Source organism: Leucobacter sp. 7(1) (assembly GCF_900163635.1).
Lineage (GTDB): Bacteria > Actinomycetota > Actinomycetes > Actinomycetales > Microbacteriaceae > Leucobacter.
In genome coordinates, this window is the sequence record NZ_FUID01000026.1 from 62,605 (window position 1) to 88,757 (window position 26,153).

Here is a 26,153-nt window from a genome sequence, read left to right on the forward strand (position 1 = left end):
AGGAAACAAATGCGCTCTGCGCTGAGGCCGAGGGGTCGCTCCAAGTGCGGGAGCCTGGGAGGACCGTGAGTGTGAGGCGGTTCTTTCCCACTGGAAGACACCCAACCCGTACTCAGGCAGGCCCGGTTACACTGGGGGACGCAGTTCGGGTTCGCTCCGATCGCTGCGTCCACGGGGCTCGGGGGACCGAACCTGGAGGTTCTCTTGCGCAAGGTTTCCTATCAGTCGCGCCCGCACTTAGTGCAGGTCCTGCGCCGGTATTTGCTGGCTGGGTACGACGTCGAATTGTTGTCGCCGAGAGGGAACGGCGGATCCCGGTTTCTCCGTGAGTTCCTCGCCGAGATCAGAGAGCACGGTCAGGCGGCCGTATTGCTTCCCGACGTGGGCGACGAACGCCCGGTGCCGAGCGTTTTGCTCGCTGCGCTGGCTGACCAGGGGCGTACGATTCCGAACACCACGGTGAGTTCGCCAACCGAACTCGCCGCGCACATGGAACGAGCCTTCGGGAGTCGTCCCCTGACGCTCGTTGTCGACGGTCCGCAAGCGCTCACTCCGCTGCTGCAAGCGGCAATCGCGCTGTATCGGGCCTCGGCGCAATTGCAGATCGTGCTGCTGTGCGATCGCGAAAATACGGCCCCGGAGCGAGCCCCGCAGGCGGTCACCGTGCCGCTGCCGACGCTCACCTTGGAAGAGCTCGGCGCTGTGCTCAATGGCGTGTGCGGCGCACCACTCGACGCGGGCACTTTGAGTCGGGTGTACGCGAAATCCGCGGGGCTTGTGAAGCTCGCGGTCGCCATCGCCGAAGTGGGAGTGATCGAGGGGAATCTGAAGCTTGTGGACGGGCTGTGGGTGGCAGCACGGGATCTCTGGAGTCCCCGTCTGCTCCCGATGGTGCGGAGTTACGCCCAGGGAGCGGGGCCGGAGGACGCGGATGCGCTTGAGGCGATTGCCGTCGCGGGGCTCGTGTCCGCCGCGGACGCGGTGTCTCTGATCGGGGCGGACCGTGTGGAACGCCTAGAGCGCCAACAGCTCATCGCCGTTGAGGCCACCGGGACCCGCCACTGGGTGACCGTGAACCCGCCGATCCTCGGCGAGATGTTTCGACACGGTCGGTCCCCCATGCGGCTGGCGCGGGTCGGCGCCCAGATCGAAGAGGTGACCGCGAAACCGGTTGAGGCGCTGACTCCCATTGACACGAGGGTTCGGATCGGGCGGATCGATCCGATGATGATCCGGCGAGTCTCTGAACAGAGGGCCGTCACGCTCAGGACCGCGCACCGCGCGTGGGAGGAGCACGGGAGCGCGGACGCGGGCCTCCGCTATATAGATGCGCTCGTGGCCAGCAGCGCACCGGCCGCGGAGGCACTTGCCGTCGTCGCACTGGTGTCGGGACTGCCACTCAGCTCGGAACAGCTTGCCCGTCTCCGAGTCTGGGAAGCGCGGGTGCTTGGATATCAGAAGGGAGACGTCCGGGCGGCGCTCGCGCTCCTCGACGATGCGGGGGACCGGGGGCGTGCGCTCGGCGAGTACCGCGGTCTTGTTGTCGCGGCGCGAATGCGGCTCGCCGCGGACCTCGACGTGATCCCGGTGGATGCGGAGACGCAACTCGCAGACGCGGTCGACTTGCCGCTGCTTGTGCGGCAGGAACTTCGCACCGAGTTGGTCGCGGTCCACTACGCTCGAGGCCATCTCGCGGCAGCAAGCGCTGGGATCGCAGAGCTGCGCCAGTGGAGCCAAGACCGGGTCGGGCACCGCGCACGCGTGTACGACGCGCTGGTGGATCTGGGGGCGGGCCGCGCGGAGGCCGCCACCCGCACCGTGAGTCAGGGTTTCGAAGACGCGAAGGATGAGCTCGACGGGACCATGATGCGGGCCTACACTTACGTGTTGTTCCTGCTTGTCTTGTCACGCGGGCAGAGCCTTGGCATTGCGCGGGTGAACGAGCTGTTTACGGCGCTCGGTACCGTGCCGGTCTTTCCTCAGAATGCTCACCTGGGCGTGCGGGTCTGTGGCCTCGTCAGCGTCAACGGATCAGTTGAAGAGATTCAGGGTCTCGTGCGCGAGTTGGGTTCGGTTCCGCTCTCAGCTGGCACGCTACCGGGAACCAGTCGTGCCTGGGCGGAAGCGAAGCTCGCCGCAACCACGGGGGAGGTCTCAGTCGCTGCCAAACTGTGCTGGGAGGACGCCCTCGACCTGCGCAGGCGCGGAGGTGCACTTGCGGCTGCACACAGCGCCGTGCGGTCACTGGAGTACCGCTATGACGAGACTCGGGCAGAGCAACTCTCGGGGTGGCTGGAGGGCATCGATAGTGAGCCGTTCAGGGCAATCTTGGACTACCTCCGTGCCCGGTCGCGCGGGCATGCGGCGGGGGTGCGCGAGGTGATCCAGCTGCTCGCAGCGGTGGGGCAGATCGGACACGCAATGCAGGCCTATCGTGATCTCAGCCGGCTGCAGGACGTCCGGAACGATCACCAGCTTGCTGCTGACATCTCAGCGGAGCGTGACGCGTTTAGCAGTGCGCTTGAAAGCAGCGGAATGGATCTTCTGCAGATGGTGGCCACAGAAGCGAAATTGACTCGAAGGGAAGAGGAGGTTGCGCGACTCATTGCGGCCGGACTGACGAACCGACAGATCCAGGAAGAGCTCGTGCTCAGTATTCGCACAGTCGAGAATCACGTGCACAGGCTCATGCGGAAGCTTCGGGTGTCCTCTCGGCAGGAAGTGGTTGATGCCGTGCGGGGCTGGGTAGGGGAAGCTGCAGGAGAGCCTGCGTAGGTGGCCGGACTGAGTACTCAGAACACCCACCTACCTCACTCGACTCGGGCTCTGGGGTACTCAGGTGCCGAGTAAACGCGGAAATCCAACCTATTGTCGTTTCTGAGAGGTACACAACGCACCACATACGCCCGGTTTCCGGGTGGCGGAGCGGAAAGGGAGGGGCAAGGCTTTGGTCATGTCTCTGTGTATGTCTCACCGCTGGTGGATTCTTCGCAACGACGGAGTTGATGAAGCTAGCACTTCGCTGTGGTCGACCGATACCCCCATCCCCCATCCCCTCGGTCGGCCACAGCGCCAGTCTTCTCGGCTTGACGGCCGAGCCCGTGTCGCCTCACGCGGAACTCGTGGGAAGCCGCTTTCGCGTCTCTGGCACTCGGAGCAGTTGCCACAGCCCGGTGCACAGACCTGCATTTCCTTGACAGAACCCAAGTTCAGACGTACTTTGCAGAGTGCAGGGCCTTGTCTCGGAAGCGCGCCATAATCCCCATCCAACCCCCGGCGCGATCCGGTCCCGGGCAGGGTCGGGTCTCCACGGAAGTCCACGCCGACTCCGGGAGGCCCTTGCACGTGTACCCGCCCCGCAAGGGGTGTATTACGCGCGAAGCCCGGCCCAGGGGGCACCGTGTGCTGGGGTCCGAGGCGGGGACCGAAACGCGCGTAGCTCGCGCTGAAAGTGACCGCAGAGCGCTGAGGCCTCAAACTCTGAGTCCGCGGTGCAGCGAATCATGTCGAGGACTTCAATGATCTGATCGCAACTGAGGCACCACGGTGGCGAAACTGTCTCGAGTGGGTGTTCGCAGAGTCCCCGGTACGCGCGGATCAGGGCACCGGCGACAGTGTTCAATCGCGCTCGCGGCTCCTCGTCCGCAGTCGCCTCGCTCACACGCCCTCCTCGATGAGGTCACAGCCCGTCCAGATGCTCACCACAGTCAAGTTGCCGGGGTCGCCCGTGTCAAGTGCTCGACGAAAACACTTGACGGATCCCGCGATTCGAACGAGAGTTGCTGTCAAGAGACGCGATTCTCGAATTCGTGGTGTTCACCGACGAACCCCACGGGCAGGTTTCCAGCCGGACTGTGTGGTGAAGGAGGCGTAAGCATGGGGCGATTCACTGACTCGGTGAAGTCACTGTTTGCGCGGCGAGAAAATCGGGTCTTCACGCCCGAGGACGCCGCCGAAATCGACGACTGGGTGGACGAGGGCGGAGCCGCGCACCCGTACGGACCGCCTCGCGTGAAGGACGATCCGGACGAAACGCCACCGGGGCGGTAGCCGGAATACCGAAACGGGCTCGGGGGAGTCCGGTGCGCAAGCACGAGGGGAACAGACATGGGTAACCGAACACGCAGTGCCTGGTGCGCCACGGGAGTCAGCGCGGTGCTGCTCGCCGCGATGCTGGGCCCGGTCTCGCCGGCGCTCGCCGCAGAGACCACCGTCGCAAATGTCGCGGAACTCCAATCCGCGGTGGAGGCGCTTCCAGCTGGAGCCGCGACTGTCACTCTGGCGAGTGGCTTTGCCCCGGTCGGTGCGCCGCCGGTCATTGTGCTTCCGGCGGGCGTGCAGCTCACCCTTGCGGGTGACGGCACCACGGTCACGAAGGTCGAGGGCACAACCGGGCGGCACCTTGATTTCCGTGGGGACGGAAGCCAGACTGTCACCGTAACGGGGATCGACTTCACGGGGTTCAACGACCCGGACCCCACGGGACAGGCGGGCGGTGTTCCCGGAGGCGGACTTGGCATCCAGAATGTCCCGGAGGTCGCGGTTACGCAGTCCACTTTTGCGGGCATCGATGGCTCCGCTGGTCTCGCTCTGGGTGGCGTGAAGACTCTGAACGTCTCCGACTCGAGCTTCCTCGGCAACCGGGCGGCTGCCGGTGCCGCGGTGGAGCTTCCGGTAGGCATCAACGCGACGTTCACGCGCGCCACCATGCACAAGAACTGGGGCACGCAGTCCGGCTACTCCGGGGGAGCGCTGCGCGCCGTTGGGAAAAGCACCCTGACGATTGAGAACTCGGTGTTCACCGGCAACGTCTCCTTGACCCGTGGCGGCGCGATCTCCTTCCACCAGATGGATGGTGCACTGACGGTGCGCGACAGCGTGTTCACGGGGAACAAGGTCCCGCTCGCTGCGAACAACACCACAGTGAACGACGGCGGTGCGATCGCGGTCAACGAGCGGCCGATCGCGGAGCCACAGACCGGCAAGACCCTCATCACCGGCAGCACATTCAGTGAGAACGTCGCAGCAGACGAGGGCGGTGCGCTGCTCATCCAGTCCGGGAACGGCTCCTCCGCGGTGATCCAGAACAGCACCTTCTATGCGAACCGTGCCGAGGGGAAACAAACTCCGCTTGACGATACGAGCGGCGGGGGCGCGATCGAGGCGTTCGGGACGCCACTGACGCTCGAACACAACACCTTCGTGAATAACCTCGTAATGCGTGGGACATCCTTCGCTTTTCAGCGGGGCGGGGCAGTTTCGGCCACGGGCGACAACGCGTATCTGAAAGCGCAGCCGCTGAAGCTCTCCCACAACCTGTTTGTCGGCAACGACTCGGTCAATAACGACGGGGCTTCTGCCGGGACGAGCAGCTACCGGCAAGTCTCGGCGCGGGGCGGAATCGAAGCGGTTGTGGGGGTCCCGGACACCGAAGCGGCAATCGACGAATCACCTGACGCCCCCAAGCTCGACCGTGACGGACTCGAGCTGAAGTACCCGGATTTGACTGAGGAAGAATCCAAGGCTGAGGGCGAGCCGCTCGCTCTTGACCTTGGGGGCACGACAAACATCGGGGTCGACAACGGGACGGCGATTGATCTCGCGGAGATCAACCGCATCGCCGTGCTCGGTGACGACGCTGCGGCGCCCGCGCCCAATGGCAGCACGATTGTCGCGGGTGATGCCCGGACGTCGAGCACGCAGACGCCCGGAACGATCCGGTTTCATCCCGGAGACGGGGATCTCCTGAAAGGAGTGGCCGACGGTGTTGGCCCCGCAGCTGCGGGCATCGTGACCGACCAGCGCGGGTTCCCCGTAGATGAGCCTGCGGACGCGGGCGCGCTGCAGCAGGCCTTCATCCGTTACGATCCGAACGGTGGCGATTGGGAAGCGTTGACGGAGCACGCGTTCGACGGGGCCCGGATCGTGCAACGCGATGGCACCGCGCTCGTGTGGTCAGTGGGGCCGGTAGGGTCCGAAGTGACAACGGAGCAAGCGCCCACGACGGCACCCACGGAGAAGACGTTCGCGGGGTGGAACACGGCAGCTGATGGATCGGGCGAGGCCTACCCGGCGGGGTCCATCACCATTCCTCCGGGGAACCTGCGACTCTACGCCCAGTGGCAGGAGGAGGAACCGCCCGTTGAGGACGGCACGGTCACCGTCGAGTACGTCGATGCCGACGGCGCTCCGCTCCGCGACCCGATCGTGCTCACCGGAAAAGTGGGAGATCCGTACACAACGGAGAAAGTTGTGTTTGAGGGCTACGATTTGCTTCGGATCGAGGGTGTGCCCAACGGCACCTTCGGGGCCGAAGCGGTGACCGTGCGCTACCACTACCGTGCGCAGGACATTACTCCGCCCACCGGGACGGGAACGGTCGTGTCTGCCTACGTCGACGATGCCGGTAAAGCGTTGCGCAGCCCCATTACGCAGACCGGGAAGGTCGGGGAGAAGTATCAGACCAAGCGGCTGAGTTTCTCGGGATACACCTTTGTACGCGTCGACGGCAAAGCGACAGGCAACTACGCGCAGACTCCGATTGCGGTGACCTACGTCTATCAGAAGGACGGTTCAGTGACGCCGCCGCCGGTTGTGGATCCGCCGGAGGGGAAGACGCCCCCCGCAGCCACAACCGGGCCCCTCGCGACCACAGGTCTGAACCTCGGGTGGCCGCTTGTTGCCGCAACGGGCGTCGCCATTCTCATCGCGGCTGGCGTGTTCCTCCTGGGCCGGCGCCGGCTCGGGGACGGCAACGCGCAGTAGGCGCGGATCCGGTGTCGGCCGCAGTACCGCTACGCGGCCGACACCGTGAAGCGTACTGACGCGAGCTGCTCTTCGCGGGTTGGCGCAGCGTGCACCGTGACGAGCTCGTCGACGTCGGCAAACTTTGCGAACGCTGCGAGCTCAGCCCGCACCCGCTCAGGACCGCCGATCGCGGTGTGCGTCAGCATGTTCCGGATCTCGATGCCCGCGGGTGTATCCAGCAGCGGTGCCGCCTCGTCTGCAGTGAGTTCCTGATCGCGACCACGGGAGAGGAACCGCCGCACCCGGTCCAACTCGGCACGGGCGAAGAGCCGCTCTGCCGCCTCATCGGTTTCCGCTGCCACCACATTGACGCCCGCGCTCACGTAGGGCGTCGGGTGCGCCGCGCTCGGCACGTAGTTTGCGCGGTAGTGCTGTACTGCTGTGGTGAGGAGCTGCGGGGCAAAGTGTGACGCGAAAGAATAGGGCAGCCCAAGCTGGGCGGCGAGCTGCGCGCCAAACAGCGAAGATCCGAGGATCGTGAGCGGGACACGGGTGCCCCGGCCGGGGTACGCGTTCACTGCAGCCCGCGGCAGGTCCTCCGAGAGATACTGCTGGAGTTCGAGCACATCGGAGGGGAAGCGCTCGGCAGCCTCGTGGGTGCGCCGGAGTGCGCGGAACGTGGCCCCGTCAGTGCCGGGTGCGCGTCCCAGGCCGAGGTGAATGCGTCCGGGATGCAACTCGGCGAGCGTGCCGAACTGCTCGGCAACGAGGAGCGGTGCGTGGTTCGGGAGCATCACGCCGCCCGCGCCGAGCCCAATGCGCTGTGTCTGCGACGCGATGTGGGCGATCAGCACTGCCGTCGCGCTTGAAGCGATCGACGGCATATTGTGATGCTCGGCGTACCAGATCCGCGTGTAGCAGTGCTGCTCCGCTGTCTGGGCAAGCGCAACAGAGTGCGCCAGGGCGTCTGCGATCGTGCCATCCGCCTCCACCGTCGCGAGATCCAGGACAGAGAGGGGCGGCAGCACAGTCATATGGAGTGTAACGCGCGAGCCGGGCCGACTATTCCGGGGCGCTGGAGATGCACATGGCGGCCGCCCCCAAGGGAACGGCCGCCATTCACGTCACGACGAGCTACTTGCCCGCGGGCGTCCAGTTCTGCCACTGGCCGCTGCGTTCGAAGTCGAGATCGAGTGGGATGTTGCTGCGATCCCGCAGCAGGATCGTCGCGAGCATACCGAGGGCGGTCATGAAGAGGAGGTACACGACGATTGCCCAGGTACTGCCGAAGGACTGCAGCAGGATCTGCGCGATTGTCGGGGCGAACGCGCCGCCGATCACGCCACCGAGGGCGTAACTGATCGAGATGCCCGAGTACCGCACGGAGGCGGGGAAGCTCTCCGCAAACCAGACTGCCGCGGGGCCATAGGTCAGGCCCAGGCCGATGGCGAGCAGGCAGGTGCCCAGGAGTACGCCCAGTACGCCGCCGTTGAACACAAACTGGAACAGCGGGATCACGCCAGCGGCCTGGACCACCCAGCCGATCGCCATGATTGGCTTGCGGCCGTAGCGGTCGGAGAGCGGGCCGGACAGGTACGTGAAGATCGCCCAGACGATTGCTGCGGTGAGGACCGCAAGCTGGACCTGCACAGGATCGTAGCCGAGACCGCCGTCAGCCTCAGGACGCGAGGCGAGGCCCTGAACGTAGCCTCCGGTCAGCATGTAGCCGACCGCGTTGTTCCCGGCGAACAGGAGAGCGCTCAGGATCACGAGGGGGAGGTGCTGCTTGAAGATCTGCACGATGGGCGCGGATTCCTGCTGCTTTGCCTCCGCGATCTCGCTGAACACAGGGGACTCGTTGACGGTGCGGCGGATCACGAAACCGACGATGATGAGCACCACGGAGAACAGGAACGGCACGCGCCAGCCCCACTCCTCGAAGGCGTCGCCGGGCGCGACAACGCGCATGAGTGCGAGCATGGCGGACGCGAGCAGCATGCCGAAGGGCACACCCAGCTGCGGGAAGATGCCAAACAGGCCGCGCTTCCCCTTGGGGGCGTGCTCGACCGACATGAGGACGGCACCGCCCCATTCGCCGCCGGCCGAGAGGCCCTGCAGGATGCGGAGTGCGATCAATAGGATCGGGGCGATGATCCCGATCGACTGGTATGTCGGGAGAATGCCGATGCCCACGGTGGCGACGCCCATGAGGAGCAGCGTGATGACAAGCATGGGCTGACGGCCGAGCTTGTCGCCGAAGTGCCCGGCGAGGAACGCGCCCAGCGGGCGGAAGAGGAAGGAGAGTCCGATCGTGACGAGCGAGAGGATCTGCATCATGCCCGGACCCGCGGGCTCGAAGAAGAGCTTCGCGAGTACGAGGTTCGCGGCGAACGCGTAGATGAAGAAGTCGTACCACTCGATGGTGGTGCCGATGATGGAGGCCGCGACAACTTTGCGGCGCTCCTGTGGCGTGCTCGCCACGGCAGGTGTGGTCTGTGTCATTATTTGACGCCCTTGTCCAACTATTGAAAACTTCGATGTCCGAGAGATATTTTACGCGTCAGCCCAAGCCGCGTCGAATCCGGTCGGAAATCTGGCTGGATTGTCCATCCCTGTGTGGGAATTCTCCGCAATACTGGGGGAATGCTTCCCGACGGCACGACTCTTGTCCCCCTCGACTCACCGGACCGACTCGAGGAGGTGCTGCGCTTCGACGCCTGGGCCTTCCCGGCGGAGGTCCCGCTGGCTGATCTGCTGCAGCTCCACAGTCCGATCCCGTGGGGACGCACCTGGGGAGTCGAAGATACCGACGGCGCGCTCGCCGCAATGTATGGCGCATATGCGCTCCCGAGCTTTCCGGTGCCCGGGGCGCAGGTCTCCGGTGCCTGGCTCACCTGGGTGGGGGTACACCCCGGGTTCCGCCGACGCGGGATCCTGCGCCACCTCATCACCCACCATTTTGCGGACGCACTCGCGCGCGGCGAGGCAATCTCGGGGCTCAACGCAGCGGAGGCGGCAATCTACGGGCGCTTCGGGTACGGTCTGGCCGCACCACAGGTGTCCTTGACGATTCCACGCGGCGCCCCACTGCGGCCGGTCCCCGGTGCGGACGAGCTGCGAATCGAGCTGCGTGAGTGGGATGCGGAACGTCACGGGCCTGAGATCGCGCGCCTGCATGCCGACTATGCGGCGCAGCCCGAAGGCGTCGGTCGGCCCGGCTGGGTGACTTGGGAGACCCCAGAGCTCCGCGCTGCCGCTGACGAAGACGCCCCGGCGTTGCGGCACGGACTCGAGGCGTTGCGTCTCCTGCTCGTCCGCGATGCGCAGGGGGCGGCGCTTGGTTACGCGCGTTTCCGGCGCAAACCCGGCTGGAACCGCAACATCGCGGACGGTACTGTGCAGGTGCGCGACATCGTGGCGCACACCGCTGCCGCGGCCCACCGTCTCTGGAGCGTGCTGCTCGATCTCGATCTCATGGCGCGCGTGGAAGTGGGGCCGTTGCCCGTCGACGACCCGATCCTCACGCTACTCGAGAGCGCGCGCTCCGCGATGCCCGTCACGGACGACCTGCAGTGGGTGCGCATCCTTGACCTGCCGCGTGCGCTCGCAGAGCGACGCTACGCCGCGCCCGTGGACGTCGTGATCGAGGTGACTGACGCGCTACTCCCCGCGAACGCCGGGCGGTGGCGGGTGGCTGCCGAGGCTTTCGGGCATGCGACGGTAACGCACAGCGAGGCGACGCCGGATCTGCGTCTCGATATCCGGGAACTCGGTGCCGCGCACCTGGGCACAACCTCGCTCTCCGCACTCGCGCAGGCGGGGCTCGTGCGGGGCGACGCCAGTACCGTTGCCCGCGCGGCGACCGCCTGGTCGTGGCCGGTCGCCGCGGGAGCGAGCTGGGTGTTCTAGCGGATCAGGCTACTCAGCGTCGGTGATCGACAGCAGCAGGTGTCCGCTCGGGACTGTCTGCCCGACCGGCGCGTCAATGCCGGTGACGACACCGGCGCGGTGCGCGTAGATCGACTGTTCCATCTTCATCGCCTCGAGGACCACCACCAGATCGCCCTCGGCGACGGTCTCGCCCTCGGCCGTGGCAAGCTTCACCACGGTGGCCTGCATCGGAGCGGTGATTCCGTTGCCGGCGGCCCCGGTGACGCCTGCGCCCTTCGCGCGGCGCGGCGCGGGACCACGGGTGACGTCCTGATCAACGAGCGGTACGAGTGTGGCTGGCATGGACACCTCGACGCGACGGCCATCGACCTCCACAACAACGGCGCGGCGCTTGGGATCCAGCGCCAGAGCCGGGACCTCGCCCTCCCACGGCTCGATGTCGTTGTTGAACTCCGTCTCGATCCACAGCGTGTAGATCCCGAAGGTGCCGTTCTCCGCGGTGAACGCGGGATCCCGCACGATCTTCCGGTGGAACGGGAGCACTGTCGGCAGGCCCTGCACCTCGAACTCGTCGAGAGCGCGGCGCGCGCGCTGCAGCGCTTCCTCGCGGGTTGCGCCAGTCACAATGAGCTTTCCGAGCATCGAATCGAACGCGCCGGAAACGACGTCTCCCGATGCGACGCCCGTGTCGACTCGCACGCCGGGTCCCGAGGCCGCCTTGAACAGTGTGACGGGGCCTGGGGCGGGGAGGAAGCCATTGCCCGGGTCTTCACCGTTCAGGCGGAATTCGAAGGAGTGTCCGTGCGGGACAGGGTCGGCGTAGTCGATGACGCCGCCCTCGGCGATCCGGAACTGCTCGCGAACGAGGTCGATGCCCGTGACCTCCTCGGTGACGGGGTGCTCGACCTGCAGGCGCGTGTTGACCTCGAGGAAGGACACGGTGCCGTCTTTTGCGACGAGGAACTCGCAGGTGCCGGCACCCACGTAGCCGACCTCTTTCAGGATCGCCTTCGAGGACGATACGAGCTGGGCGTTCTGCGCGTCCGTAAGGAACGGTGCGGGTGCCTCTTCAACAAGCTTCTGATGACGACGCTGCAACGAGCAGTCACGGGTCGACACAACCACCACGTTGCCGTGGCTATCGGCGAGGCACTGCGTTTCTACGTGACGGGGCTTTTCAAGGTACTTCTCCACGAAGCACTCGCCGCGGCCGAACGCGGCGACAGCCTCGCGGGTTGCCGAGTCGAAGAGCTCCGGGATTTCGTCGCGCTCGTACGCGACCTTGAGGCCGCGGCCACCGCCGCCGAAAGCTGCCTTGATGGCGATCGGGAGACCCACCTCGTCGGCGAAAGCGACGACCTCGGATGCGTCGGCGACCGGGTCGCTTGTGCCCGCGGCGAGGGGCGCGCCGACCTTCTCGGCGACGTGGCGGGCCGAGACCTTGTCTCCGAGGCGCTCGATCGCGTCAGGGCCCGGGCCGATCCATGTCAGTCCCGCGGCGATAACGGCGCGCGCGAAATCAGCGTTCTCCGCGAGGAAGCCGTACCCGGGGTGCACCGCGTCCGCACCGGATCGCCGGGCGATGCCCAAGATCTTGTCGATGACCAAGTAGGTGTCCGCGCTCGTGGTGCCGTTCAGCGCGTACGCCTCGTCCGCCAGCTGAGCGTGCAGGGCATCGCGATCCTGGTCGGCGAAGACGGCGACGGAGGCAATGCCGCTGTCTGCGGCGGCACGGATGATGCGGACGGCGATCTCACCGCGGTTGGCGATGAGGACTTTACGAATGCGCGACATGCGTCCCAGCCTATTGGAGGGGACCCGCCCAGCCTTGGATATACACAACAAACCTTTTCGGGAATCGTTGCGGAAATAGACAGGACGCGGCGTGTCTCGGAGTGGGGCCGGATCCTGGCGGAGCGACGGCGGTTGGCGTACACAGGTATTTCGCACAGAAGACGCAGCGAGTACGCTGAGACTGGGCGGCCGCGGGCCGATCCTCACCCCTCCCGACCGCACAGATGGAGCACACCATGGCACAGAACACTGATCTTGATTCCCTGCTGCAGAACATCCCTCTCGGAGAGCTTGCCGCGAAGTTTGGCGTCGACGAAGACACAATCGGTGCGGCCGTGCAGCAGGCGCTGCCGGGCCTGATCGGCGGCATGGCCGTCAACGCGAGCGACGCCGACGGTGCCTCGAAGCTCGAAAGCGCCGTGCAGAAGCACCAGCCCGCCAGCGGTGCCGTTTCGCTTGACAACATCGACACCGCCGACGGCGAGAAGATCGTGAAGCATGTTCTCGGCGACAAGAAGGACCAGGTTGCACAGGCGCTCGGCGAGCAGGCTGGCAACAACGCCATCGCGACGCTCGTACCGCAGCTGCTCCCGATGCTGGCGCCGCTTGTCATGCAGTTCCTCGCGGGCAAGATGGGTGGTGGCCAGGGCACCGTCGCCGCGTCGAACGATCAGGGTGGCCTCGGCGGCGTGCTCGGAAACCTGCTCGGCGGCCTCGTCGGCGGCGGCAAGCAGACGCAGCAGGCGTCAGCAGGCGGCGGTCTGGGCGATCTGCTGGGCGGCCTGCTCGGCGGTGGCGGCCAGCAGCAGTCCGCGGGTGGGGGCCTGGGCGATCTGCTCGGCGGCCTGCTCGGTGGCAAGAAGTAGCACCGCTTCCGGATCCCACCCCGCCGGGCCGCACAGTGACTCTGTACACTGGCGGGGTGGTGAATCCTGAAATCCAAGGCCGGGTCTACCCGCCGACCGCCCCCTATTTGGTGGGCCGTGAAAAGATCCGCGAGTTCGCTCGCGCCGTGCTGGCCGAGTCTGCGCTCCATATCGATTCGGAGGCCGCGCGCCAGGCCGGCTACGCCGATGTCGTTGCGCCGCCCACCTTCGCCGTTGTGGTGCAGGAGGCGACTCTCGCCCAGCTGCTCGCCGATCCCGAAGCCGGGGTCGACTTCTCCCGCGTGGTCCACGGCGACCAACGCTTCAGCTACACCCGCCCCATCGTGGCCGGTGATGAGCTGACGGCAACGCTGACGATTGCCGCCGTGAAGCAGCTCGGCGGACACTCAATGGTGACCGCCTCGAGCAGCATGACCGACGCGGCCGGGGAGCACGTCGTGACCGCGATCTCCACACTTGTGGTGCGCGCCCCTGAACCCGAGCAGGAAGAGGGGGTCACCGCATGAGCGCCGCACCCGTATTCGCCGATCTCGCTGTGGGCGACACGGTCGCTGAGCGCGAACTGACGCTCACTCGCGATCGGCTCGTTCGGTACGCCGGGGCGTCGGGCGACTTCAACCCGATCCACTACCGCGACGACATCGCACAGTCAGTGGGTCTCCCGGGGGTACTCGCACACGGCATGCTCACGATGGGGGCTGCGGGCGCGGTCGGTGCGGACTGGCTTGGCGTCTCCGGCTGGGTGCGCGACTTCCAGTCTCGCTTCACCCGCCCGGTACCCGTGGATGCGGCAGCGGGTGCTGTCGTCACGGTGACCGCGGTGATCGGTGCGATCGACGCCGAAGCCCGTACCGTTCGGCTTGATCTGAAGGTCGTGTTCGACGGCTCGACTGTGCTCGGCAAGGCCCAACTGCTGGCGGCATTCGCGTGACCCAGGCCGGCACCGCCGGGGAATTCCCGATCACGGATGACACGCCGCTGTCGCAGCTCACCACCATGCGGGTGGGAGGCCCGGGCAGCTGCGTGCGCTCGGCCCAATCTCGTGAGGAGCTGATCGCGCTCGCGACAGAACTGTGGCGCGACGGGGAGCCCTGGCTGCTCCTCGGCGGCGGATCCAACACCGTGGTGCACGACGACGGATACCCGGGGCCGGTGCTGCTTGTGCGAACCTCGGGCATCGACGAAATCGCAGACCCTGAGCTGCCGGCTGGGCAGGTGCGCGTGCGCGTCGCCGCAGGCGAGGACTGGGACGGGCTCGTCGCCACCGCGGTGTCGCGCGGCTGGGCCGGGATCGAAGCACTGTCGGGGATTCCCGGCCGTGTGGGAGCGGCGCCGGTGCAGAACATTGGAGCTTACGGGCAGGAACTCTCCGACGTGCTGCACTCGGTGGAATTCCTGGACGCCTACGCCGATTCTCCTCGCCGGCTGAGCGCCGCGGAGCTCGAGCTCGGGTACCGCGACTCCGTCATCAAGCAGGGGCGAGAAGGCGTTGTTCTCTCGGTTGATCTCGTGCTCGCAACCGCGACTGGTGCCGCTGTGCGTCGCGGACGACACGGGGCGAGCCCCGAGTCTGATGCGGATGCGCCCGTAGCTGCGCCGGTCGCCCCCGTACGCTATGGCCAACTCGCCACCGCGCTCGGGGTAGAGCCGGGCACCGAGATCCCCATCCAGGTCATGCGTGATGCCGTGCTACGGCTGCGCGCGGCCAAGGGAATGGTGCTCGATGCCGCTGACCACGACACTTGGAGCTGCGGTTCCTTCTTTACGAACCCGATCGTGACAGAGCGGTTCGCGAGCAGCCTCCCTGAAGACGCGCCCCGTTTCCCCGTGGCCAGCGTCGACCTCCCCGACACGGTTATCCCGCTCGACGAGCTTGCATTCGGAGCCGAAATTGCGGCCCCCCGCCCCGCCCCCGAGCGTATGGTCAAGCTCTCCGCCGCATGGCTCATTGATCACGCCGGGATCAGCACGGGCTTCCGTCTGCCCGGATCAGGTGCCGCGGTGTCCTCGAAGCACACCCTCGCGATCACCAACCGCGGCGGTGCCACCGCGGCGCAGGTCGCTGAGCTCGCACGCCTCATTGTGCAGCGGGTGCAACAGGAGTTCGGCGTCATCCTCGTCCCAGAGCCCAATCTGTACGGGCTCGAGCTCTAACGCCCGCGATGCGGATCCAGATTGTCGGCGGAGGCCGCATGGGGACGGCACTTCACGCGGCCCTGCGTGCCGCAGGATCCGACGTGCTGCCGCTCGCGGGGCGGGGCGCAGACGGCCGTGATCGCTCCGGATCCGCCGCCGATCTGGTACTCCTCGCCGTCCCCGACGCCGCGATCCCGGCAGCCGCGGCCGCGATCCTGCCGGGCCCGCTCGTCGGGCATCTCTCGGGCATGACCGGGCTCGGGGCGCTCGCGCCGCACGAAGCCTTCAGCATGCACCCGCTCCTGAGCGTGACCGGCGCGGGCACCCCTTTCGCCGGGGCGCACGCAGCCGTGGCCGGCAGCACCGACCGGGCGCACGCGGCAGCCGCGGAGCTCGCTACGCGCCTCGGGCTCACGACGTTCACCGTGGCCGATCCTGACCGTGCCGCCTACCACGCCGCCGCCAGTCTCGCCGCGAACGCGCTCGTGACCCTTGAAGATCTCGCGGAGCGCCTCGCCGCTACCGCCGGAGTGCCCCGCGCCGCGCTTGTCCCCCTCGCGCGCATGGCGCTCGAGAACTGGGCCGTGGACGGCCCCGCCGCTCTCACCGGGCCGATTGCTCGCGGTGACGAGGCGACAGTGACCCGACAGCGCGAAGCCGTGGCTGATCGACTGCCGGGGGAGCTCGCCCTGTTCGACGCCCTCGCTGACGCGACTCGCGCCCTTGCCGCGCGACGCTCAGTCCCCACCCCCGACTCGACCGAGGAATCGTTGTGAAGATTATCCGCACAATCGCCGAGCTGCATGCGGCGCGCTCAGAGGCCCGCGCCGCGGGTGCCACCCGGGTCGGGTTTGTGCCGACGATGGGGGCGCTCCACGAGGGGCACCTCTCCCTGCTGCGGACGGCCCGCGCCGAGAACGATCTCGTGGTGCTGTCCATCTTCGTGAACCCGACGCAGTTCACGGAGCCGAGCGATCTCGACGCCTACCCGCGGACGGAGGAGGCCGATGCGGCGCTCGCTGCCACGGCCGGGGTCGATCTCATCTTCGCGCCCGACGCAGCAGAACTGTATCCGTCGGGCCACGCGACAACAGTGCACGTTGCCGGGCGCCTGACCGAGACCCTTGAGGGCGCGGGGCGGGGCGAGGCGCACTTCGATGGCATGGCCACGATCGTCACGAAGCTGCTGCTCGCCGTCCTGCCCAGCACGGCCTACTTTGGCCAGAAGGACGCGCAGCAGTTGCTTGTCGTGCAACGCATGGTTGCAGACCTGGGGATCCCGACCCGGATCGCCGCGTGCCCCACCGCCCGCGCCGCAGACGGGCTCGCTCTGTCGAGCCGCAACGTTCGGCTGAACGCCGCCGAGCGATCCCGCGCGATTGCGATCCCGCGCGCCCTGGCCGCCGCCGACGCGCTCGTGACTGAGGGCGTGCGGGATGTCGGCGCACTGCGTGCTGCAGCGAGCGAGATCCTCGCCGCCGCAGACATCACCCCGGAGTACCTCGCGTTTGTGATCCCCGAGTCGCTTGCCCCAATCGACTCTGTGGACGGCCCAGTCCTCTGCGCCATCGCCGCGCGAGTGGGCGAGGTGCGGCTCATCGATAATGTGGTGTTGACCCCGACCCCCGAATCCACACAGGAGTGACCGGCATGGCACGAATCACGATTCCCCAGTTGCGCGACCGACGGACGGCGGGTGAGCCCATCGTGATGGTGACCGCCTACGACTACCCGGGGGCACGCGCCGCTGAGCGTGCGGGCGTTGACATGGTGCTCGTGGGCGACTCCGGCGCGCAGGTTGTACTCGGGCACGACTCCACGGTGGCGATCACCACCGACGAGTTGCTCGTGCTGGCGCAGGCCGTGCGGCGCGGCACCGAGACCGCGTTTGTAGTGTGCGACGTTGCGTTTGGCACCACCGAAACATCCGACGCGCAGGCCGTGGACACCGCGGTGCGATTCGTGAAGGAGGCCGGGGCCGATGCGGTCAAGCTCGAGGGCGGGGGCGAGGCGCGACTGAGCCGCATCCGCGCAATCGTCGCGGCAGGGATCCCCGTGGTGGGCCACATCGGCCTGACGCCGCAGACCGCGACCGCGCTGGGCGGATTGCGCGCGCAAGGGCGCACCGTGGAAAGCGCGACCCGGCTCGTCACGGAAGCGCTCGGCGTGCAGGCCGCCGGGGCGTTCTGCCTGGTCATCGAGGCCGTGCCGAGCGAGATCACCGAGGTGCTCCGTGACGTGCTCGACATCCCGATCATCGGAATCGGTGCCGGCCCGGCCGACGGGCAGGTGCTTGTACTGCACGATTTGCTCGGGATCACCGAGGGGCACACGGCGAAGTTCGTGAAGTCGTACGGCACGATTGGAGCGGACATGACCGCGGCGATCGCCGCCTACGCCGCCGAGGTGCGCACCGCGGCGTTCCCCGCTCCGGAGCACGGTTATGCGGCCACCCCGGAAGCGGTCGCCGCGGCCCGAGCTGCGCTCCCGAACGCCTAGCCGCAGCGCGCGTGCCGCGTGCCTGACGCGCCGCCCCGCCGCCCGATCCCTCGCCCAAACATAGGCAATTTATCCAACACGATGAATACTTGCCCCAAAAAGCATCGGGCTAGCGAAAATGCCTGGGTGTGGATGCCGGCGCTGGCCTGATCCTGTCAGACCTGGGCGGGGCGGACTCGAGCTGCCCAGGGCGGACTCGAGCCGACTCCGTCCGAGCCGACTCCGTCAGAGCCGAGCCCGCCCGAGCCGACCCCGTCCGAGCCGACCCGGGTCAGACGCGGTCGAGCGCGGCGCGCAGGTCCCGGATCAGGTCCTCCGCCGACTCCAGGCCGACGGAGAGTCGCAGCAGGCCGGGCGTGATGCCGAGCCGCTCGGTGATCTCCGGGGCAAAGGTCGCGTGCGTTGAGCTGAGCGGGTGGATCACCATCGAGCGGGTGTCGCCGATCCCGGTCATCCGCGAGAATACGCGCAGCCCGTCGACGAATGCCCGGGCACCGTCGATGCCGCCGCGCACGGTCACACCGAATACCGAGCCTGTGCGCCCGGCGTAGTCGCGTTCCGCGATCTCGAACAGCGGGTTCGACGGTAGTCCGGCGTAATCCACCAATTCGACCTCGGGCTGTTCTTCGAGCCACGCCGCGATCCGCTGCGACGACGCCACGTGACGGTCCATGCGCAGCGACAGCGTCTCCATCCCCTGGTGCAACAGGAAGCCCGTGAACGGGGAGAGCGCGGGGCCGATGTCGTTCACCACAGCTTCGCGCACAGCCCGTGAGTAGGCGACCGCTCCGAAACGATCCAGCAGCGAGCCGAGCCCGGGACGCGGGGCCGCGGTGATGAGCGGGAAGGACCGGCCGGCGCGCTCTGCAGCCTCCCAATCAAAGGTGCCGCCGTCGACGATGGCCCCGCCCACGGCCGCGCCGTGCCCGGTGAGGAACTTCGTGGTCGAGTGCACCACGATGTTCGCGCCGTGCTCGAACGGGCGGATCAGCGCGGGTGTGCCGACTGTGTTGTCGACAACGAGCGGCAGGTTGTGGCGGGCGGCGACCGCCGCGATCCGGCGCAGATCGGTGACGTCGTTGCGGGGGTTCGGGATCGTCTCGGTGTAGATCGCTTTTGTCGTGGGACGGATCGCCCGATCCCACGCAGCATCGTCGTCTGCGTCCCAAACGTAGTCGACCTCGATCCCGAAGCGCTTGAAGCTGCGGCCAAACAAGATCCGAGTGCCGCCGTAGATGGAAGCCGTGGAGACGATGTGATCGCCCTGGCCCGCGAGGGCAAACAGGGCCGAGGAGATTGCGGCCTGCCCGCTGGAGACCGCAACCGCGGCGGTGCCGCCCTCAAGCGAGGCGAGCCGGTCCTCGGCCACCGCGTTGGTGGGGTTGCCCTGGCGTGAATAGATCGGGGCCGGCTCACCCGGCGCGAGCTCGTCGACAACTCCTGGGACCGCGTCATCGCCGCGGGTGAGACCCACGCCCCCGCGCCACAGAGCCCGACCTGCAAAGCGGGCGACCTGATCGTCGAAGCTGTCGAACACATAGCCCGCGGAGAGCGCGATGGGGGGGATGCGCAGGCCCGCATTGCGGTCAACGTATTCTCCCGCGTGAACCTGACGGGTGTCGAAGTCGTAGCCGTCCCAGTCGGAGACGGGGGTCGCGGGACTCGGGGTGGCGGTCATCGGGAAACCTCCGCGGTTGTCGGGGAAGCGGTGGGAAGGATCGCGGCGATCCGCTCGACCGCCTCGTGGATTGTCTCGGGGGCGCAGGCGAGGTTGAGTCGCACGTGCCCGGCTCCGCCGAGCCCGAAATCGGCACCGTTGTTGAGCGCAACACGGGCTTCCGTGAGGATCCGGGCATGGGGGTCGGGGCCGAGTCCGGCACCACGGAAATCGAGCCAGGCCAGGTACCCGGACTGCGCGGGCGCGAGTCGCACGCCCGGCAGCCGCGTCGCCACAAGCTCAGTCAGGAGCGCAGTGTTCTTCTCGATCTGTGAGATTGCGCGGTCGAGCCAGTCGCGCCCATTGGTGAACGCGGCGACCCCGGCATGCAGGCCCAGGATGCTCGCTCGCGTGGTGGTCTCAGGTGGCAGCAACGCGAGTGCGGCGTTCGCGCGGGCATCGGCGGCGACGATGACGGAGCACTTCGCGCCGGCAATGTTCCACCCCTTGCTGGGGGATGTGGTGGTCACCGAGATCGCCCCCGCATCGGCGGCGAGGGGCGCGAAGGGTACGAATCGGGTCCCCGCGTGGGTGAGCGGCGCGTGGATCTCGTCCGCGACCACGAAGACATCGTGCTGGGCAGAGAGACGCGCCAGCTCTGTGAGTTCGTCCGCCGTGTGGACGGTGCCGTGCGGGTTGTGCGGACTGCAGAGCAGGAACGCCTCGGCACCGTGCTCGAATGCGCGGGCGATGGCGTCCAGATCGAGGCGAAACTCCTGCCCGGTGGGGGTTTCCCTCGTCGCCCGAAGCGGCACCTCCACGATGTCGTACGGGAGTTCCTCGAGCATTTCGAAGAAGCCGGGGTAGACCGGTGTGGGGAGGACAATCCGCTGCGGCCTCGCGAGCTCGGGGCCGGCCTGACGACGCAGCTCCCAGGCGACACGGAGCGACTCGACCACGCCGGTGGCGACGTCAGTGGCGAGGTGGACATTGTCGTGTGGCACGTCCCATCCCCACGCGGCCGCGGCGTAGTCAGCGAACGCGGGGGCGAGCGGACCTGCCGCATCGAGGTAGCCGATGTCAGAGGCGGTGACCCGATCGAGAATCGCCTGCTGCACTTCGGCAGCCACGGCGAAGTCCATTTCTGCAACGAACAGCGGCAGCACGTCCGCGGGGTACCGTGTCCACTTTAGGCTCGTACGCTGCGTGCGCAGGAGTGCGGGATCCAGAGCGGAAAATGGCACTCCTGACGGATCCGCGTCAGGGGCATTGCGACAGTCGGGCTCGGTCATGCCTCCATGCTCGCGGCTCGCGCCGAATCGCGCGAGCCGGGGAGTAAAACGGCGTCACACGGGAGAGCAGCGTGCGGCCGAGAGCTACGGTCGCACGGCGAGACGCACGACCCCAGAGACTGCGGCCTCGAGTGGTCCACGCTTCCCGGTCGCAGCGAGAATTGCCCCGATCACGAGCGCTCCGGCGAGCTGCAGCGCGTACGCTCCGACACCCGCCACCCACCAGGGGAATCCGGTGTCCCAGATCGCGGGATCCTGCAGCGCAGGCTCCAGGATGACTCCGGTCGCCACGATGTGGAGCGCGTAGATCGTGAGCGGCGCGGCCCCCGCTGCACGGACTGTCGCGAGCACGGGACCCAGTGGGCGATCAGGTGTGTGACCAGGTCCGTCCCCGCGCGCCACGTCGCAGACGAGAACGAGCAGCCCGATCACGGCGACCGCGATCCCCGCGGTCCGGATGATGTCGATGGGTGAGCCAGAATGGGGTGTTGCGATGAGCTGAGCCCACAGCTCCGGCGCAAGCGGTGCCCCCGACGCAGAGTGCGCAACGACCTCACGAATCGCTGCCGGATCGGTGCCGGGTGGCCACGGTCCGCCGAACGCGGCGAGGTTCGCGATCACCGCGGAGGAGAGGAACTGCGCGGCTGCGGCAGCGATCGCGCCGGCCCCGAAACACGCGAGCGACGCTCGGCCAAGCGTGCCCCGTGCGGTGGCCGCAACGAGTGCCCGGCCCACGAGGATGCCGAGCATGAGGTACACGGTCCAGGTCAGGGCCGGATACTCGCCAGTGATGAGGAGCGCCCGGAGTGCGCCTCCCCAGTCGATCCCGAAGTCCTCGAAGGTCACCGATGCTGTGGGGTCGCTGATCCCGAGATCCGACAGGGCCTCGCGCAATGCAGCGTTCACGGTTCCACCGACAAGCCCAAGCGCGCCGGCCAGCACCCCGAGAATCCACCCGCGCACCGCGATGAGCGGGGCCACAAGGATCATGGCAGTGCCGTAATACGCCAGGACGATCGCGACAGGAGTCTCGATGAGACCGAGCAATAGGCCGATCAGGATCAGCAGGGTGCCGCGGATCAGGGTGCCCCCGATCGCTGCACCCACGCGCCCTTCCCGGAGCGGCCGGCGAGTCGCGAATACCACGCTGACCCCGCCGAGCACCGCGAATAAGGGGGCGGCGATGCCTTCGGTCAGCATGTCGGTGAGCGCGCCGGCGGACTCCGCAAAAGACCCAGGTTCGGCGAGCAGCGCCCCGATGGTGACAAGGTGCGCCGCCATCATGCCGGCGATGGCGAGAAACCGGGCGACGTCGATGCCGAGATAACGTGCGGTCATGGGGTGGGTGCTCCAGGCGGAACCGCACGCTCGGCCTCGCCGCGGCGGATGTGGTCGCGGGCGTGCGCGAGTGCGGGTTCGAGCTCATCGAACAAGTGATGGGGGTGTCGAAGCGCGGTGATGACGCCGAGCTGTTCCAGGATGGGGCGGTGTTCGGGGCGGACACCTTTCAGCAGTACGGTGGCACCACGGCGTTCGAGTGCGGCGATCAGCTCGGAGAGGGCGTTGGCCCCGGTCGCATCGATGATCTGCACGTCGGAGAGACGCAGCACCACAACCTCGATGTCCGGGGTTTCCGAGATCTGATCGATGAGGCGGTCAGCTGCGCCAAAGAAGAGTGAGCCGCGCACCGTGAACAGTGCGATCCGCTCATCACCCGGTGCCGGGTGGCCGGGCAACTCGGCCCGCTCAGCATCGCTCATGTTGCTCAGCGCGCGCAGTGCGAAGAATGCGGCGGCAGCGAGGCCGATGCCCACCGCGATCACCAGGTCGAACGCCACGGTGACAACGAGGGTGACCGCGAAGATGGCTGCGCTGGATCGGCCCGAGCGCAGTACGCGCCCGATTGTCGCTGGCGCGACCATGCGCGCCGCCGTCATCATCAGGACCCCGGAAAGCGCTGCGAGTGGGATCGCGCCGACCACGGGTGCCGCGACGAGCACGACCAACAGCAGCGCGAGCGCGTGGATGACCGCCGCGAGCCGGGTGCGGGCCCCGCTCCGAACATTCACCGCGGTCCGGGCGATCGCGCCGGTTGCGGGCATCCCGCCGAAGAAACCCGAGGCGATTGACGCGAGCCCCTGGCCGAACAGCTCACGGTCGGCGTTGACCGGGCCGGTGTCGACGATCGTGGCGGCGACCCGGGCGGAGAGCAGCGACTCGATCGCTGCGAGCGCGGCGACCGCAACTGCGGGCCCCGCGAGCGCCGTCAGCGTCGCCGGATCGAAGGCAGGCAGCGCTGGCGCGGGGAGCGTGCTGGGGAGCTCGCCGATGACGGGAAGCGGAGATCCCGCGAGCGCGGTAACGATGGATACGGCGAGGATCGCGACGAAGGAGCCGGGGATGGCAGGGGCGAAACGGCCGAGCAAGAGCATGATCGCTGCGACGGCGAGCACGGCAGCGAGTGGCAGGAGCGCCTGCGGCCAGCTCGCCTTGGTGATAACCTGCCAGGCTGCAACCACGGCGTTGGAGGAGTGGCCCCCCGCAGAAACCCCGAGCGCAGCGGGAACCTGCTGCAGGAAAATGATGATGCCGATCCCCGCGGTGAAGCCCTCGATGACGGGCCAGGGGATGTAACTCACGGCGCGGCCGAGGCGCAGGACGCCCGCGGCAAGTACGAGAAGCCCCGCCATCAGGCTCACCACGGCGACCGCGCCGACGCCGTGCACGACAACGATGGGAGCGAGCACGACAACCATCGCGCCAGTTGGGCCCGACACCTGCACGTTTGAGCCGCCGAAGACCGCGGCGATAAGCCCCGCGACGATTGCGGTGACCAGGCCCGCTTCGGCTCCCACGCCGGAGCTCACCCCGAACGCAAGCGCGAGCGGTAGCGCCACGATACCCACGGTGAGCCCGGCGACGAGGTCCGCCCGCCAGCTTTCGCGCACACCGCGGTAGTCGTCTCGGGTGGGGAGCAACGCGCGGAGCCCCCGCAGGACTGCAGCCATGTTTTGCCTCCCTGGTTCCCACCCCATCTTGCCGTACTCTGACCGCACGGGAGAAGGAAGGCGACACGGCGTCCATATTGGTGCTGTGCGCGAGACGTTCCACGGGCTAATCTGTGACACAGAAGACTCAAGGGGGATCCTATGGACGTGTTGCTCTTTATCACGCAGTTGTTGGTGGTGCTCGGCTGTATCGTCATGGGCACGCGCTCGAGCGGCGTCGGTCTCGGCCTCTGGGGCGGTGCGGGCGTCGCGATCCTCGTGTTCGTGTTCGGCCTTGTCCCGGGTTCACCGCCCGTCGATGCACTGCTTATTGTGCTTGCCGTGGTGCTCGCGTCCTCCATGATGCAGTCCGCGGGTGGCATCGACTGGATGGTCTCGATCGCGGCAAAGCTGATCGCCCGCAGCCCGAAGCAGATCACGCTCGTTGCCCCGCTTGTGTCGTTCCTGTTTGCCGTCGGTGCCGGCACGTCAAACATTCTCTACCCGCTGCTCCCCGTGATCCAGGATCTGTCATACCGCAACGGCGTGCGCCCCTCGCGCCCCCTGTCGCTCTCAGTGGTTGCGACCGGCGTGGCCCTTGCCTGTAGCCCGGTGTCAGCGGCAATGGCGGCGATGGTGACGCTCACGGACACCGCCCCTTGGGACTTCGAACTCGTCGATATTCTGAAGGTCACGATTCCCGCGGCTGTCGTGGGCATCATCATCTCGGGCATCATCGTGAACAAGCTCGGCAAGGAAATTGCTGACGACCCTGAGATTCAGGAGCGCATTGCCTCCGGCAAGATCCCGGCCCCCTCCGCAAACGCCGCGGAGGTGCGCGCAGAGGTTTCCGTGACATCGGCCGGCCGCAACGCCGCCATCATCTTCCTGCTCGGCGTCGCCGCGATCGTCGCGTTTGGTCTGTTCAAGGGCATGCGCCCGCTCGATGCTGCGGGCGACCCCGTTGCCATGACTCCGATCATTGAGATCGTGATGTTCGTGGTTGGCACCCTGATCCTCGTGGTGTCCCGTCCGAAGGTCGCGGAGATCCCGACGATGACCGTGTTTAAGGCCGGTATGGTCTCGGCCATCGCACTCTTCGGCCTCGCCTGGCTCACGGACACCTTCCTGGGTGCTCATACGACGCTGATCGCTGAGGGCGTGGGCGGGCTCGTGACGGCCGCTCCGTGGATTTTTGCGCTCGGTATCTTCCTTGTCTGTGTGCTTACCACAAGCCAGTCGACGGCCACCCGAACGATCGTGCCAATCGGCCTTGCGGCGGGGATCCCGCTTGGGCTGCTCTCCGGCATGTGGGCGGGCGCATTTGCCGGCATCTACCTGCTGCCGACAAACGGCTCGCAGATCGCTGCGGCGAACTTCGATACCTCGGGCTCCACGAAGCTCGGCACGAAGCTCGTGGACCACTCCTTCTTCCTGCCGACGCTGATCCTCGCGGTCACCACGATCGCCGCCGGTGCCCTGTTCGGGGTGCTCTGGGGCGGCTAAGCGCACGCAGCACGACGAACGACGCCCCCGACGAGCAGAGCTCGTTGGGGGCGTCGTTCGTGAGGTCGAAGAGTTAGCCGCCGGCTGGACGCAGATAGCTCTGCACGACCGGCGAGCCCGGGATGTGAATCTGCTGCGCTGGTCGGTAGCCGAGCCGCTCGTAGCGCGCATCGTTTGCCGGGTTCGAAGATTCCAAGTACGTCTGGAGACCCGCAGCATCGGTACGCTCAAGCGCCGCTTGAACGAGCCGCATGCCGACCCCGAGGCCGCGCGCCTCGCGTGCCACCGCGAGCAGGGAGAGGTATGCGTGCGGCTCGCTCGGCCGCGCCGCCGCGAACAGCTCACCCTCCGCGAGAAGGGCCTCAGCCGCGGCGTCACCGATCGTGCCGCGCAGCATGGTCTCGTATGCGGGAACGTCGGACTCGTGGACCTCGTCCTGGCCGGGCGGGAACCAGGTGGAGACCGCTGCGACGGTGCCGTCCGGCAATTCCGCCACGAGAGGTTCGCCGTAGCGCACGGCCTGATCCGCCATGAACCGCCAGTGCGCGAGTGCGTGCGCCATGCGCTCCGGATGCGACGGGAACGCGGGCCCCCACACTGGATCGTGCCAGAACCCTTCCGCGAGCACGCGGGCGGTCACATCGAGGTCGGCAACGGTCAGTGGGCGGACGGTGAAATCGGTGGGGGTCATTGTGTTCCTCGGCGCGCTGGGCACCAATCGTCGTGTGGTGGATCGGGTGGAGCAGCGTGGCGGTGC

The 26,153-nt window shown here is 67.4% G+C and carries 21 protein-coding genes; 12 read left to right on the forward strand and 9 right to left on the reverse strand.

Annotated elements, in window-relative coordinates; genetic code table 11:
- Positions 1 to 204 precede the first annotated feature (204 nt).
- Positions 205 to 2,775, forward strand: a complete 2,571-nt coding sequence (locus FM113_RS05735; RefSeq protein ID WP_087012419.1) for a helix-turn-helix transcriptional regulator — start codon at positions 205 to 207, stop codon at positions 2,773 to 2,775.
- A gap of 595 nt (positions 2,776 to 3,370) precedes the next feature.
- Here the strand turns inward: FM113_RS05735 and FM113_RS05740 are convergent.
- A complete protein-coding gene (locus tag FM113_RS05740; protein ID WP_087012421.1) occupies positions 3,371 to 3,661 on the reverse strand; it encodes a hypothetical protein in 291 nt (96 codons plus the stop codon).
- 215 nt (positions 3,662 to 3,876) lie between these two features.
- Here FM113_RS05740 and FM113_RS18075 point away from each other — a divergent pair, with 215 nt between their 5' ends.
- Both FM113_RS18075 and FM113_RS05745 read left to right on the forward strand, forming a co-directional pair.
- Complete coding sequence (locus tag FM113_RS18075) at positions 3,877 to 4,050, forward strand: hypothetical protein (protein WP_176387091.1); 174 nt, start codon at positions 3,877 to 3,879, stop codon at positions 4,048 to 4,050.
- A 57-nt stretch (positions 4,051 to 4,107) separates the two neighbouring features.
- Positions 4,108 to 6,765, forward strand: coding sequence for a MucBP domain-containing protein (locus tag FM113_RS05745; protein ID WP_087012423.1), 2,658 nt, complete (start codon positions 4,108 to 4,110; stop codon positions 6,763 to 6,765).
- A gap of 29 nt (positions 6,766 to 6,794) precedes the next feature.
- On the opposite strand, the gene FM113_RS05750 is transcribed toward FM113_RS05745, so the two are convergent.
- Together FM113_RS05750 and FM113_RS05755 are read right to left on the reverse strand one after the other, a co-directional pair.
- Positions 6,795 to 7,781: an LLM class flavin-dependent oxidoreductase gene (locus FM113_RS05750; protein WP_087012425.1), complete on the reverse strand. Its 987-nt coding sequence runs from the start codon at positions 7,779 to 7,781 to the stop codon at positions 6,795 to 6,797.
- A 100-nt stretch (positions 7,782 to 7,881) separates the two neighbouring features.
- On the reverse strand, positions 7,882 to 9,249 hold the full coding sequence (locus FM113_RS05755) for an MFS transporter (RefSeq protein ID WP_087012427.1): 1,368 nt from the start codon (positions 9,247 to 9,249) through the stop codon (positions 7,882 to 7,884).
- A gap of 141 nt (positions 9,250 to 9,390) precedes the next feature.
- On the opposite strand from FM113_RS05755, the gene eis reads away from it, so the two are divergent.
- Entirely contained in the window at positions 9,391 to 10,656 is a 1,266-nt protein-coding gene (gene eis, locus FM113_RS05760; protein ID WP_087012429.1) for an enhanced intracellular survival protein Eis, read from the forward strand.
- A 9-nt stretch (positions 10,657 to 10,665) separates the two neighbouring features.
- Here the strand turns inward: eis and FM113_RS05765 are convergent, their stop codons facing one another.
- Entirely contained in the window at positions 10,666 to 12,432 is a 1,767-nt protein-coding gene (locus FM113_RS05765) for a biotin carboxylase N-terminal domain-containing protein (protein ID WP_087012431.1), read from the reverse strand.
- 236 nt (positions 12,433 to 12,668) lie between these two features.
- Between FM113_RS05765 and FM113_RS05770 the strand changes: the two genes are divergently transcribed.
- The 7 genes from FM113_RS05770 (at position 12,669) to panB (ending at position 17,954) form a co-directional block, all read left to right on the forward strand.
- On the forward strand, positions 12,669 to 13,298 hold the full coding sequence (locus tag FM113_RS05770; protein WP_087012433.1) for a DUF937 domain-containing protein: 630 nt from the start codon (positions 12,669 to 12,671) through the stop codon (positions 13,296 to 13,298).
- A 56-nt stretch (positions 13,299 to 13,354) separates the two neighbouring features.
- Positions 13,355 to 13,825 (forward strand): MaoC family dehydratase N-terminal domain-containing protein, encoded by a 471-nt coding sequence (locus FM113_RS05775; RefSeq protein ID WP_087012672.1) that lies wholly within the window; start codon positions 13,355 to 13,357, stop codon positions 13,823 to 13,825.
- A complete protein-coding gene (locus FM113_RS05780) occupies positions 13,822 to 14,250 on the forward strand; it encodes a MaoC/PaaZ C-terminal domain-containing protein (protein WP_087012435.1) in 429 nt (142 codons plus the stop codon). The genes FM113_RS05775 and FM113_RS05780 overlap by 4 nt, the downstream gene beginning before the upstream one ends.
- Before the next feature lie 65 nt (positions 14,251 to 14,315).
- Positions 14,316 to 15,473 (forward strand): UDP-N-acetylmuramate dehydrogenase, encoded by a 1,158-nt coding sequence (locus FM113_RS05785; RefSeq protein WP_254908902.1) that lies wholly within the window; start codon positions 14,316 to 14,318, stop codon positions 15,471 to 15,473.
- Positions 15,474 to 15,511: 38 nt separating this feature from the next.
- Entirely contained in the window at positions 15,512 to 16,231 is a 720-nt protein-coding gene (locus FM113_RS05790) for a DUF2520 domain-containing protein (protein WP_254908892.1), read from the forward strand.
- Positions 16,228 to 17,100 (forward strand): pantoate--beta-alanine ligase, encoded by an 873-nt coding sequence (gene panC / locus FM113_RS05795; protein ID WP_087012439.1) that lies wholly within the window; start codon positions 16,228 to 16,230, stop codon positions 17,098 to 17,100. The genes FM113_RS05790 and panC overlap by 4 nt, the downstream gene beginning before the upstream one ends.
- Before the next feature lie 5 nt (positions 17,101 to 17,105).
- A complete protein-coding gene (panB, locus tag FM113_RS05800) occupies positions 17,106 to 17,954 on the forward strand; it encodes a 3-methyl-2-oxobutanoate hydroxymethyltransferase (RefSeq protein WP_087012441.1) in 849 nt (282 codons plus the stop codon).
- Positions 17,955 to 18,225: 271 nt separating this feature from the next.
- Here panB and FM113_RS05805 read toward each other — a convergent pair whose 3' ends face one another.
- The 4 genes from FM113_RS05805 to FM113_RS05820 form a co-directional block, all read right to left on the reverse strand.
- Positions 18,226 to 19,632 carry an O-acetylhomoserine aminocarboxypropyltransferase/cysteine synthase family protein gene (locus FM113_RS05805; protein ID WP_087012443.1) on the reverse strand — a complete coding sequence of 469 codons (1,407 nt, stop codon included), beginning with the start codon at positions 19,630 to 19,632 and terminating at the stop codon, positions 18,226 to 18,228.
- Positions 19,629 to 20,903: a MalY/PatB family protein gene (locus FM113_RS05810; RefSeq protein WP_087012445.1), complete on the reverse strand. Its 1,275-nt coding sequence runs from the start codon at positions 20,901 to 20,903 to the stop codon at positions 19,629 to 19,631. Before FM113_RS05810 ends, FM113_RS05805 begins: the two co-directional genes overlap by 4 nt.
- Before the next feature lie 84 nt (positions 20,904 to 20,987).
- On the reverse strand, positions 20,988 to 22,241 hold the full coding sequence (locus tag FM113_RS05815) for a heparan-alpha-glucosaminide N-acetyltransferase domain-containing protein (RefSeq protein ID WP_087012446.1): 1,254 nt from the start codon (positions 22,239 to 22,241) through the stop codon (positions 20,988 to 20,990).
- Positions 22,238 to 23,911 carry a SulP family inorganic anion transporter gene (locus tag FM113_RS05820; protein WP_087012448.1) on the reverse strand — a complete coding sequence of 558 codons (1,674 nt, stop codon included), beginning with the start codon at positions 23,909 to 23,911 and terminating at the stop codon, positions 22,238 to 22,240. Before FM113_RS05820 ends, FM113_RS05815 begins: the two co-directional genes overlap by 4 nt.
- Before the next feature lie 141 nt (positions 23,912 to 24,052).
- Here FM113_RS05820 and FM113_RS05825 point away from each other — a divergent pair, with 141 nt between their 5' ends.
- Positions 24,053 to 25,396: an anaerobic C4-dicarboxylate transporter gene (locus tag FM113_RS05825; RefSeq protein ID WP_087012450.1), complete on the forward strand. Its 1,344-nt coding sequence runs from the start codon at positions 24,053 to 24,055 to the stop codon at positions 25,394 to 25,396.
- A 73-nt stretch (positions 25,397 to 25,469) separates the two neighbouring features.
- Here the strand turns inward: FM113_RS05825 and FM113_RS05830 are convergent, their stop codons facing one another.
- Positions 25,470 to 26,087: a GNAT family N-acetyltransferase gene (locus tag FM113_RS05830; RefSeq protein WP_087012452.1), complete on the reverse strand. Its 618-nt coding sequence runs from the start codon at positions 26,085 to 26,087 to the stop codon at positions 25,470 to 25,472.
- Positions 26,088 to 26,153 lie beyond the last annotated feature (66 nt).